We start from the raw sequence: 12,753 nt of genomic DNA on the forward strand, positions 1-12,753 counted from the left end.
AAGTCGCGTTATAACGGAAGAATACGTTGAAGTCTGGTACTGAACGCTTATCGCCTTTCTCGTACTCAAAAGTACCCGTCATACTGTTTGCAATAACGTCATAGTCAGCACCAACATAGTTAGGTTGTGACAAGATCTTAACCGCTGCTGGACGGTTAGCATTGTTGTTAGCATCTAACCACATCGCTGCACGAATCATCGCTCGCGTTAAACGAACTGTCGTATTCGGGTATTTCTCAGCAAATTCTTTAGTAATACCAAATACTTTCTCTGGGTTGTCTTTCCAGATCTCGTAATCAGTCACTACTGGCACACCGATACCTTTGAATACGGCCTGCTGGTTCCAAGGCTCACCTACACAGTAGCCATAGATCGTGCCGGCTTCCAAGGTAGACGGCATTTGTGGTGGAGGTGTTACTGATAGCAAGGCATCTGCATCGATCTTACCTGTCGTGTCACCCTTATGAGGCGCGTAGTAGCCAGGGTGAATACCGCCCGCTGCTAACCAGTATCTTAGCTCATAGTTATGAGTCGAAACCGGGAATACCATCCCCATGTTAAAAGGCTTTCCATCTTCCTTGTACTTCTCGACAACTGGCTTCAGCGCATCAGCTTTAATTGGGTGAACAGGTTTTCCATCAGCCATCTTTGGAATATTTGGCTTCATCTGTTCCCAAATATCATTTGAAACGGTGATCGCATTACCATTCAAATCCATTGAGAAAGGCGTAATGATATGAGCTTTAGTTCCATAACCCATCGTCGCTGCAATAGGCTGTCCCGCTAGCATATGTGCACCATCCAAGCGACCGTCAATTACGCCATCAAGCAAGACCTTCCAGTTAGCTTGAGCTTCAATTTTGACGTACAGGCCTTCATCCTCAAAGTAACCGTTTTCATAGGCGACAGCTATTGGCGCCATGTCTGTTAGTTTGATAAAACCGAAAGTTAACTCCTCTTTTTCCGGATAGCCTAATTTCTCTGCATGCGCCGCGCCGCTAGTCATACCAACTGCGACACTTGCGCTGATTACTGTTGTCATCGTTGCCGTTTTTAACGATTTAAACCACTTCATAAAACGCTTCCTTTATATCAATGAATCAATAATAAACTTTCAAAAAATCCAAAAAAAAGGCGCCCACCGATTAGTCGCCTCTAATGAGACCACTAACTGATGAGCACCTTTGCTCGTTCAAACCTGACCGCGCCATTGCGATCTTGTTTGATGTCTTTCTGATCGCCGTTGATAGAAAGACATTATGTTTTGTTTCATGAACGCCTTGCGTTCGTAGATATACCAGTTAAAGCACAAGCCGTGCCAACTTTTTATACCTTATATATCAACTACTTGACAATATCACGCAGAAATACGACCCATTTCAGTGCACCAAGCACTTACTAACGACTTGCTTTAGGGCTACTCGACATCACCCAATAAGGAAAACACATCAATAATGCTTTCAGCCACTTTCACAATCGGCTGCCCCTTATCCATCGCCAACTTTCTAAGAGAGGTATATGCCTCATCTTCACTCAGGCCCTTCTGTTTCATCAACAAACCTTTAGCCTTCTCTAAGGTCTTTCTTTCGGCCAATTTGGTTTTTGCCGTGTTTAATTCCTTTATTAAACCTTGCTGCTCATGAAAACGAGCTACTGCGATATTAATAATTGAAGGCAAGCGCTGTGGCTGTATATCATCCACAATAAAAGCACTGACACCGGCCTTCACCACCTTCTGAACCAGCGGCGGCGCATCCTTTTCTGAGAAAACAATGACGGGAAGCGGCATGCGCTCTCGAAGTTCGACCAGTTGCTGTAAAGTGTCTTCGTCGGGCAAGTCCATACCTACCACGAGAATATCAGGCTGATACTCCTCCGCTTTAGCCAACATAAGACAAGCTTCGGTAACTGTCTCGATTATCGGATAAGCGTTTTCGCGAAGAGCTCTGCGTAACAACGCTGCTCTTGAATCCAAGGGATCAATTAACAGTGCGCGTTCTTTTTGAGAGAGCCCTGTATTTGAGATAACAGCTCTAGTCATACGACACCACCTTATTCATAAATTCAGACGCAACAGGTAGGAATACTCATGTCCTTCATGCATAGATCTGATAAATATTAAATGGTAAAAACAGAGGATATAAAATAGAAGCGAGCCTTACAGAAGTACAGGCTCGCGATAAAGTCGTAGCTATACCTAGCTAACCTCTATCATTTGAACAGTACCGTCTGGTAATACCTCATGCATATGACCTTTCGGCTCATCCAAAAACTGAACCAAAACCAAACATGCTACAGCAGCACCCGCAATCACCATAAAGAAGGTCGATGCATCAACGAATGAGTATACCGTCAGGAAGGTCACACCGCCCACGTTACCATAGGCTCCAACCATGCCTGCGATTTGCCCTGTCATACGCCGCTTAACCAGTGGCACCATAGCGAACACTGCACCTTCACCAGACTGAACAAAGAACGAACAAAGCAACACTGCCGCAACAGCCAATGGAATCATCCAGGTGCTATCAACTAGGGACAGAATCAAGTAACCGACCGTCAAACCAGCAATCAGAATAGTTAAGGTTTTCTTACGACCAAACTTATCTGATAAATATCCACCGGTAGGACGCGCCGCCAAATTCATCAATGCAAATGCACCACCCAACAAACCAGCCATAACAGGTGTTAGATCAAAGGTTTCCATGAAGAATGCTGGCAACATTGACACAACAGCTAATTCTGAACCAAAGGTAACGAAATAAGCCCAATCAAGAATAGCCACCTGCTTAAACTTATACTGGTCGTTTTCTGGTAGAGAAGTATGTAAATGTTCTTTGTTCACTTGATAGATTGAGTGCATTTGGAAAGCAAACAGACCAGCGAGCACCCCCCATAAAATGTTTGCTGTTGTTGCCGATAGTAGACTTACACCCGCTGGAGATAGCTTCCATGTCAAAACAGCCAAGGCAATATACATAGGCACATTCATCGCGATATAGAACCAGAAATCACGCTTATTACTTACTTCCAAACCACCCGATTTCTTTGGCTTAAAGTAAGTCGAACCTTTCGGTGTATTACGAACATTTTTGTAAAAGATCATGCTATAAACAAAAGCAACAACACCTGTTGTTGCGATAGCATATCTCCAACCATCATCACCACCATATACGTAAGCTGCTACCGCTGGAAGAGTCCATGCTGCAGCTGCCGAACCGAAGTTACCCCAGCCACCATATACACCTTCTGCTAAGCCAACCGTCTTCGCAGGGAACCATTCTCCCACCATACGAATACCGATAACAAAACCCGCACCAATAAAGCCACACAAGAAACGGAATAAGGCTAACTGCTCATAAGTTTGAGCTAGAGCAAAACCCCAACAAAGAAACGCCGACACCATCAACAACAAGCTATAAACAGCGCGCGGCCCAAACTTATCCACCAACATCCCGACAACAATACGCGCTGGTATAGTAAGTGCAACGTTAAGGATCAATAACGCCTTCCACTGGGCATTACTCATATCAAATGCTGCCATAATGAAAGGCTTCATTGGCGCATGACTGAACCACATCACGAAGGTCAAAAAGAATGCAAACCAGGTAAAGTGCAATATTTGTGTCGGTCGACTGGAAAAATCCAATAACCTTAATCGAGCTTCAGACATGCGGGGTTCCTTAAATAGATTGAATGAAAACTAGGCCACCATAATCAAAAGTCGATCCAACTAAGATTTTTTTCTTTACTTTCAACAAGATAAAAACAGATAATTACACAAACGACTTGCGCACAGACAGATTCCAACATATCCTCCAGCCAAAACGCACCATTCTGAAGCAATAGAAAGACTACCTTTTACTTCTCGCACCATATTACGCTCGCAAAACCTAAGCTATCACATGAAACAGCTTTACCAAGGAGCACACCAACTCATTGTGCACTATTTGAACAACCTGCATACAAACAATCTGCCCAAAAATCCAGCGTAAACCTAGGTACCTCAATCAAGACTTACCAAATTGGTGCCTTCATGACAGTGAAGAGCTACCCTACGCTTGACCCAAAGACCTATAAGAACGCTCAACACTACAATCGATAGTACCTTCCAGTCATTTATCTATGAAACTCTGGGCATAAAAAAACCGGCCTGAGCCGGTTCGGTTTTTTTTCACTCAGATACGCTTACAAATTATCAAGCGCTGAATTAAAGGTATCACTTGGTCTCATCGCCTTAGTCGCTTTCGCCACATCAGGATGGTAGTAACCGCCAATATCGACAGGCTTACCTTGCACAACCGTCATTTCAGCAAGAATAGTCGACTGCTGCTCTTCTAATGTCTTAGCCAGCGCTGCAAAGCGCTCTTTTAGCTCAAGGTTATCATCTTGCGCAGCAAGCGCTTTAGCCCAATACAAGGCCAAGAAGAAGTGGCTACCACGGTTATCCAGCTCACCAGACACTCGTGACGGTGACTTATTTTCTTCCAGGAAGATAGCCGTCGCCTCATCAAGCGTTTTCGCTAGGACTTTTGCTTTCTCATTATCATTCTTAATACCCAGATCTTCCAAAGAAACAGCGATCGCTAAAAACTCACCTAAAGAGTCCCAACGCAAGTGACACTCTTCCAGGAATTGCTGAACATGCTTCGGAGCAGAACCACCAGCACCTGTTTCAAACAGACCACCACCAGCCATTAACGGAACAATAGATAGCATCTTAGCACTGGTACCCAACTCAAGAATCGGGAACAAATCCGTTAGATAATCTCGTAGTACATTACCGGTAACAGAGATCGTGTCACGGCCACGAATCAAGCGCTCCATTGTGAAGCGAATTGCCTGATCCGGCGACATGATACGAATGTCCAAACCATCCGTGTCATGATCCTGTAAGTAGGTGTTCACCTTCTTAATCATTTGCGCATCATGGGCACGCTCAGGATCTAACCAGAATATAGTCGGCATACCCGTTGCTCGAGCACGAGAAACGGCGAGTTTCACCCAGTCCTGAATTGGCGCATCTTTAGTCTGACACATACGCCAGATGTCACCCTTCTCGACATCATGCGAAAGCAAGACCTTACCATCTTCATCAACTACACGAACAGTACCGTCAGCCTCTAACTCGAAAGTCTTGTCGTGAGAACCATATTCTTCAGCTTTTTGAGCCATCAAGCCAACATTTGGAACGGTACCCATTGTCGTTGGGTCAAAGGCATCATGATGCTTACAGAAGTTAATAACTTCCTGATAGATGGTCGCATATGTGCGCTCTGGAATAACCGCTTTAGTGTCTTTCAGTTTACCGTCAGTACCCCACATTTTACCACCAACACGAATCATCGCAGGCATTGACGCATCAACGATGACATCACTTGGTACATGGAGGTTTGAAATACCTTTGTCAGAATCTACCATCGCCATTTCAGGGCGTTCTTCGTAACAGGCACGAATATCTTCTTCAATTATAGAACGCTGAGAGTAAGGAAGATCAGATATTTTCTGGTGAACATTACTCAAACCATTGTTAGGGTTCACACCCAACTCTTCAAACTTCGCCTGATGCTTTTCAAAAAGTTCTTTGAAGTAAACAGTAACCGCATGCCCAAATACGATCGGATGCGAGACCTTCATCATGGTGGCTTTAACATGTAGAGAGAACAACAAGTCAGCTCTTCTTGCACCTTCCATCTCTTCTTCAAAGAACTGACGCAAAGCTTTAACACTCATAAACATGCCATCGATCACTTCTTTCTCAATGACAGCTGTCTTTTCTTTAAGTACGGTCACTTTTCCATCTGCTTCAACAAGTTCAATACGAACATTGCCAGCTTTTTCAATTACCGTAGACTGCTCTTGGTCGTAAAAGTCGCCGCTACGCATATGGGCAACATGTGTACGTGACGCCTGACTCCACTTACCCATGGAGTGTGGATATTTACGCGCATAGGCTTTAACGGAAGGTGGCGCGCGACGATCTGAATTACCTTCACGCAGAACAGGGTTTACCGCACTACCCAACACTTTGGCATACTTTGCTTTAATCTCTGTTTCTTGCTCGCTGCCAGCTTCGTCGGGGTACTCAGGAATATCATAACCCTGATCCTGTAGCTCTTTAATTGCTTCTTTCAACTGAGGAATTGATGCACTGATATTCGGCAATTTAATAATATTGGCTTCCGGATGTAGCGTTAATTCGCCCAACTCAGCTAACGCGTCTGGTACGCGTTGCTCTTCAGTCAGTTTCTCGGGGAAGGCTGCCAAGATACGTGCAGCTAAAGAAATGTCGCTCTCATCAACGGACACGCCAGCGGCGGAAGTGAAAGCGTTGAGTATAGGAAGTAAGGAATAGGTTGCCAGTGCTGGCGCTTCATCTGTTTTTGTGTAGATAATCTTGGATATTTCTGTTGTCATTTTTTCCCCAAACTGTACCGGTAGGATAACCAATGGAACTAATTTTACACACTGAGGACCTGACAACTCGTGATCACCAGACCCAGCGAAAATTATGCGTAAACGCTAGTGTAGCTAAAAAAGGAAGAAATTTCCCCTTCTACTTAAGTTTTATAACAAATTCAAAAGAGATAGTACTGAAATAAGATGGCATAATTATGTCAATAAAGGCGATATCCTTCATTCAAGTTTTCTGCTGAGGTTTTGGCCCTCTATTACTCGAATGCTCCATCCAGAATCATCTGACGAAAAAGCGCTGCAATTGACGTTTCTAAAGCCAGGACCTCATCACGTCGAGTAACAATTAAGGAGTAACTTTCGATTTCATTTGCCCCAGCATAAACATCAACACGCCCCTTATTAGCAAAAAACTCTCCCACCAATAGCAACTCCCCCCCGATACGTTCATAGAGCTCCAAAGCCACCAAATAACAGTGAGAGCCCGATGCTGGTAAAATACCAAAAGTCAGCACTGAAGCCGTATAAGACGCACCATCACTTGCCGCATCACCAAGCCCTTCACACGCACCGCCATCAGGGAAGGCAGATATCAACTTCGCCACATAAGTTGCTTCTTCTGGAGAAGCTTTTCTAAACCCAAACTTTGAGGCCACATTCGCGAACATTTGACCGACCTCAAGCGACGAGTGATGCAGCTCATAAAGCCCCCCACCTTCTTGAGACGCAAGAATCAACTGACTTCTATCAACATGCAAGGCAGAAGATGAAATCTTAGCATTACTCGCATTAACTAAATATTGCCTCGCGTCTGACGTCGTTGTTGAACAGGCCGATAACAGGCCCAGCAAACACATCAACAATAGTAATTTCATTTCTATCTGAGCCACAATTTAATCTCACCCTATTTATAGATGGGCTGGCATTCGCTCTCAACACCTGCCGATAAACTTCTAAATCACTGATAAACATAGTAACACGCCACCCATTTCTGAACACTTAAATAACTGTCAGCTTTTTTTACACAATAAACAAAAAAACCATAGAAAGAAAAATATCAAATAACTTATCCTACTGTTATATATATATTTTATGGATCATTGGCACAACTAATGCTTTGAACAACAGTTATAATTAACGGACTATTTTGTAGTCGTCATTTAATTACAAATAAGGAAAATTACATGAAACTTAAGCAGCTTTTAGCAGCAGCAACTTTAGCAGTTACCTCTGTATGCGCTCTTGCAACACCTCAGTACACTGGTGAAACGTCCGCAACAAACATCAACCTTGGCTCACAAGGAAACGGTTATTACCTTTGGACAACTGAAGGCAATGACTATCAATGGAATGTTCGTTGGAGAAGCCCAAATGTATCATCAAACGCCACATGGTTTGGTAGCTTCGAAGTCGTAAATGGCAGCTCTCCTACAGCTACAACCATTAGCTTTGACGGCAGTGACTACACCTCTACAAGCAACTGGGGCAATACTATCAACTGGACTGCAAAAACAAATAGCAATGGCTATGATGGGTTTACCTTTGACCTTGACAAAGACACAAAGCTTACTCGCTTTAACTTGGGTTCAAGCCTTTTTGCTGACCTGGAAGACAACACAACAGATCCAGGCACTGAAGGCTTCGGCATCTTCATCGGCCAAAACTATGCAACACCAAACGTTCTAGTTGGTAGCAAGCCATATACGAAGTACAAAAATGTTGACGGCGTAATCGTAGAATCGCGCGGTGACGGCATCCACCAGTCATTCGAAGTATCAGTTGCAGAGCCAGGCACTCTAGCTCTTCTAGGTCTTGGTTTGGCTGGTCTAGGTTTCGCTCGTCGTAAGCAAGCTTAATCTAGCACTCGCAAGTAATAATAAAAAAGCCTCGCATTTGTGAGGTTTTTTTATGCCTATCAATCTTGTCTAAAACCACCCACTATTTAAGTCATCTTTACACGACCAGTATTGCTCACTATATTTTTTAGCCCGAGCCTCAACCTTCTTCGCTACCTTTTTTAGCCAAGGTTTTTTTTCATAACTAGCTCTACGATAACCACCATGCCCTTCGTGATAATTTAGGTATTGTGCGTAGGCATCCCATTTACTAACCTTGTTTATCTTGCTACTTCGATTCATATACCAACCGACAAAATCAATCGCATCATCAAAATCATCGCGATCTGCAAAGGTGCTCCCGGCGTCAGCTACATATTCTCCCCAAACAGGAGTCTTAGCCTGAGAATAACCATACGCATCGCTCGCTCGACCGATAGGAATAAATCCAAGGAAGTACTCCATCGGCGGTGCCGCATCGTATTTAAAAGATGACTCTTGATACATTATGGCCATTGGAATGTGAACAGGGACTCCCCAGCGTTCCCGTACATCGAGCGCGGCATCATGCCAGTCTGGCTTTTCTTCGAATATTTTACAAATATTTTGAGGTTGTTCAGGCGGCAAGCTGGAGCAGCCAGCCAGACTTAAACCTCCAAGCAAAAGAAAACTAAAGCGATAATTAGACAAGCTCTCCCTCCTTACTTTTACCTATTCTCCAGATAAAGATCACCAACATCTGAACCAAAATTAGCGGAATAGCGTAGATAAGCAGGCTATTCCAGCCAACACTATAAATAACTACTCCACTAGATATTGATGCCGCAGCCTGGAATACAAACACAAAAAAGTCATTAAAACCCTGTACTTTATACCTCTCGGCAGGTTGGTACACTTTAGGAAGCAAAACCGTACCTGCGACAAATAGAAAGTTCCAACCAATACCTAGCAACACCAATCCAAGCCAATAATGCATCACATTCTGACCTGAAAGCGCTATCATCAAACACACCGTATAAGCTGCCAAACCAGCCAGCATCAAGCGATATTCACCAAACTTTGAAATCAGATATCCACTCACTAAGGAAGGCAAGAACATCGCAAGAATATGGCTCTGAATAACCCATTTAGTATCTTCTAAAGAATGCCCTTCCATGACATGCATACTGACGGGCGTAGCGGTCATAACATAACTCATCACCGCATAACCTATGGTTGCCGACATCACCGCCACCCAAAATAAGGATGAATGCATGATATCAATTAAAGGACGGCCGCCGAGTTCTTCCTCACCCCCTGTCACGACAACGGGCTGAAAAAACAACATAACAACACCACTTAATAAACAAAGAATTGAAAGCAGAGTAAACGAGCCCGAAAAGGGCACTTCATGCAACGCCCTCCCCAGATGAGCCAGCTCTGGCCCTAGTATCGCCGCAATAAGCCCACCCAACAACACGAAGGATGCAGCTTTTGGTGCCAGATATGGCTCAACACTCTCCATTGCCGCAAAACGATATTGCTGAATAACGGCCAGGGCACCACCTAGCAATACAGTACTCAAACAAAACAACCAAAAACTTTCATAAGATATAGAAATCGCAGCAAAACATGATACCAAAGCGCTATATAAGGAGGCAGCCAAAAAGATCTTTTTTCTACCGAAACGCTGCATTAGACGCGAGACCGGAATCACGGCACAGGCGGTACCAATAACAATGCCCGCTACAGGCAATGTGGAAAGTTCTGGATCAGGAGCAAGCGATGCCCCGACCAAACCACCGATAAACACAACCATTGGCGCAATACACAAGCCCAGCGCACCAGATAACAATAAAACCAATACATTTCTATTCATTCCAAGCAAGGTTCTTCCTCATATATCCTTTTTCATGCTATCTACCGCGCAGGCTATTCACCAAGCGTATAAATCGTCTTTGCCATACGCAAATGACGCTGTATATAATGGACACCACCATTAGCCAACTAGCAAGGCAATTACTATGCAACAATATCACGTCTATGGTTTAGGCGCCGCCCTCGTCGATACTGAAATTGAAGTCACCGATGAATTCCTATCCCAAGCTAATATTGAGAAAGGTCTAATGACCTTGGTGGATGAAACCCGCCAAGCCGAAATACTAGAGCTAATGAAAGAACACTTGGTTGGTAGTAAAAGAGCCAGCGGCGGCTCGGCATGCAACTCGATTATCGCTGCCAGTTACTTCGGTGCCAAGACCTATTATTCCTGCAAAGTATCAGACGACGAAAACGGCCTATTCTTCCAACAAGATACCCAAGCAGCGGGCGTGACCACAAGCGATAAAGCCCACCCGAATGGTACAACCGGAAAATGTCTGGTTATGATTACCCCTGACGCCGAACGAACCATGAATACATTCTTGGGCGTAAGCGCTGAATTAGATGAAGCACAGCTTGATGCTAAAGCTATTGCTCAATCTGAATACCTGTATATCGAAGGCTATCTCGTTACATCACCTAGTGGCAAACAAGCGGCCATCAAAGCACGGGAAATTGCCGAGCAGCAGGGTGTAAAAACGGCAATTTCCCTCTCTGACCCAGGAATGGTCGAGTTCTTTGGCGAAGGGCTAAAGGAAATGATCGGCCAACAGGTTGATTTATTATTCTGCAACAAAGACGAAGCACTCGCCTGGACACAAAGCAATAACATCGAAGATGCTGCTGAAAAGCTTAAAGAAACTGCAAAGTCTTTTGCAATTACTTTAGGAAAAGATGGCGCTCTCGTTTATGACGGCAATGAAATCTCAATAGTCGCTGGCGTTGAAGCAAAAGCAATCGATACAAATGGAGCCGGCGACATGTTCGCAGGTGCATTTCTTTATGCAATCACTCATGACCAAACCTTTGCCCAAGCAGCAACGCTTGCTAACAGAGCCGCAGCTCAAGTGGTGAGTCAGTACGGCCCGAGACTCAGACCAGAACAACATGCAGATCTGAAGTTCTAGATAAATATTCTTCCCGTTTAACAGCCTCGACTCATGAGGCTGTTAAATCTTATCACGACCTGAAACTGCAGATTAAAGCTCCCGTTGTTCCCTTTTCCAAATCTTCGACTACACTATTAAAATGTGAAACTTAAGGTAAGCTGTATAAAACTAAACACATTGCCTTTTTCCAATAACGCTGTTTATAATCGAAGGGCGTTACTTACAAAAAATGATTCAAGGAATTGCTATGAAAAAACTAATTTTAGGTGCATTCATTCTTTCTGCTCCATTTACTGCAATGGCTGCCGGCGGTCACGGTCCTGCAGGGTGCGGCTTAGGTACTGAAGTTATTTTCAAAAATGCAGATGAATGGCATGAGCACGTTCTTGCCGCAACAACTAACGGAATAGCCAGCCAAACTTTTGCTATGACCTCAGGCACACTTGGCTGTGAAGATGCAAACGGCCCTCTAAAAGTCCAAGTATCCCTTTTTATAGATAAAAACCTTGACCAACTGGCTCAAGACACTGCAATTGGTGAAGGTGAAACACTTGCTGCACTATCTGAACTTGTTGGCGTTGCTAAAGAAGATGCTGCTACATTCAATGCTGCATTGAAAGCAAGCTTTGACCAAATCTTTATGTCTGAAGCAACAACTTCTGGTGACGCATACCAAGCATTGGTTAGCGTAATGAGCCAGAACAAGACTCTTGCTAAATACCTAGGCTAATTAGCCTCGTTTAATCTACGCTTACGCTAGATCTAGAATCTAAAAAAGGGCACAATTTGATGCCCTTTTTTTGTGCCAGTTAAAAGACCGGCATTCACCCTAACGAGAGATATCATGCACTGCCCTTACCATTACATTCTGGTGAATGTAGCTTTTCTTGCCTGTCTAAGCTTTAACTCTCTCGCGCAAACGATACCAGATTCAAAACTTACTTCCCTAGCGGATAATGAACAATGGCTCGACCTTCTTCATTTTCACCAAATAGGCTTTATTCCGCGATTTGAAAGTCAGGTTGATGACGACAGTTTTTTTATCGCTCCAGACGGAAAGTACTCGCCAAAGTCTGAGCTCAAGGCTAATATTGCAGCGTTTACTGGCGACAGCAGCAACCTTGAGCTTATTTGCCAGTTCCCTGCTCGTTTTCATTGGCTAACACAACAACTCCCTGAATTGAACTTCCCCGAAGCCAAGTGCCCAGATTATGAGGACTGGTTCGCCAAGATCGACCCTAAAAGCTTAACCTTAAGCTTCCCGGCGGCCTATCTGAACAGCCCCTCCTCAATGTTTGGACATACCTTTATTCGTATAGATCGCGCCTCTGGCAGTAATGCACTACTAGACTACAGCATCAACTTTGCCGCCAATGCCAACCCTGACGATAATGAGCTAGTCTTTACCTATAAAGGTCTTTCCGGTGGCTACCCCGGTGTCTTTACAATTCTCCCCTACTATGAAAAAGTCAAAGAATACAGCCACCTGGAGTCACGCGACGTTTGGGAATACGCTTTAGACCTGACACAAGAAGAGG

11 protein-coding genes are annotated in these 12,753 nt (G+C 44.2%); 4 read left to right on the forward strand and 7 right to left on the reverse strand.

What is annotated here, in order from left to right; all coding sequences use genetic code 11:
- The 5 genes from A3763_RS05365 to A3763_RS05385 all read right to left on the reverse strand — a co-directional run.
- On the reverse strand, positions 1-1,075 hold a 1,075-nt coding region (locus A3763_RS05365; RefSeq protein WP_068759931.1), incomplete at its 3' end, for a CmpA/NrtA family ABC transporter substrate-binding protein.
- 342 nt (positions 1,076-1,417) lie between these two features.
- The gene (locus A3763_RS05370) at positions 1,418-2,041 is read right to left on the reverse strand and encodes an ANTAR domain-containing response regulator (RefSeq protein ID WP_068634134.1); all 624 of its coding nucleotides are present in this window, start codon (positions 2,039-2,041) and stop codon (positions 1,418-1,420) included.
- Positions 2,042-2,197: 156 nt separating this feature from the next.
- Positions 2,198-3,670 (reverse strand): NarK family nitrate/nitrite MFS transporter, encoded by a 1,473-nt coding sequence (locus A3763_RS05375; RefSeq protein ID WP_068634133.1) that lies wholly within the window; start codon positions 3,668-3,670, stop codon positions 2,198-2,200.
- A gap of 515 nt (positions 3,671-4,185) precedes the next feature.
- Positions 4,186-6,414 (reverse strand): NADP-dependent isocitrate dehydrogenase, encoded by a 2,229-nt coding sequence (locus A3763_RS05380; protein WP_068515169.1) that lies wholly within the window; start codon positions 6,412-6,414, stop codon positions 4,186-4,188.
- A gap of 254 nt (positions 6,415-6,668) precedes the next feature.
- Positions 6,669-7,286: a hypothetical protein gene (locus tag A3763_RS05385; RefSeq protein WP_068634132.1), complete on the reverse strand. Its 618-nt coding sequence runs from the start codon at positions 7,284-7,286 to the stop codon at positions 6,669-6,671.
- 309 nt (positions 7,287-7,595) lie between these two features.
- On the opposite strand from A3763_RS05385, the gene A3763_RS28240 reads away from it, so the two are divergent.
- The gene (locus A3763_RS28240) at positions 7,596-8,267 is read left to right on the forward strand and encodes a PEP-CTERM sorting domain-containing protein (protein ID WP_068634131.1); all 672 of its coding nucleotides are present in this window, start codon (positions 7,596-7,598) and stop codon (positions 8,265-8,267) included.
- Between the two features lie 69 nt (positions 8,268-8,336).
- Here the strand turns inward: A3763_RS28240 and A3763_RS05395 are convergent, their stop codons facing one another.
- Positions 8,337-8,936, reverse strand: coding sequence for a hypothetical protein (locus tag A3763_RS05395; protein WP_068515177.1), 600 nt, complete (start codon positions 8,934-8,936; stop codon positions 8,337-8,339).
- On the reverse strand, positions 8,929-10,104 hold the full coding sequence (locus A3763_RS05400) for an MFS transporter (protein WP_068515180.1): 1,176 nt from the start codon (positions 10,102-10,104) through the stop codon (positions 8,929-8,931). Before A3763_RS05400 ends, A3763_RS05395 begins: the two co-directional genes overlap by 8 nt.
- A 145-nt stretch (positions 10,105-10,249) precedes the next feature.
- On the opposite strand from A3763_RS05400, the gene A3763_RS05405 reads away from it, so the two are divergent.
- From A3763_RS05405 to A3763_RS05415, 3 genes are all read left to right on the forward strand, one after another.
- Positions 10,250-11,233: an adenosine kinase gene (locus A3763_RS05405; protein ID WP_068515182.1), complete on the forward strand. Its 984-nt coding sequence runs from the start codon at positions 10,250-10,252 to the stop codon at positions 11,231-11,233.
- 229 nt (positions 11,234-11,462) lie between these two features.
- On the forward strand, positions 11,463-11,945 hold the full coding sequence (locus A3763_RS05410; RefSeq protein ID WP_068515309.1) for a DUF3015 family protein: 483 nt from the start codon (positions 11,463-11,465) through the stop codon (positions 11,943-11,945).
- 114 nt (positions 11,946-12,059) lie between these two features.
- Positions 12,060-12,753 (forward strand): DUF4105 domain-containing protein (locus A3763_RS05415; RefSeq protein WP_156494935.1); only part of this gene is annotated, 694 nt, incomplete at its 3' end.

It is taken from the genome of Oleiphilus sp. HI0128, assembly GCF_001635365.1.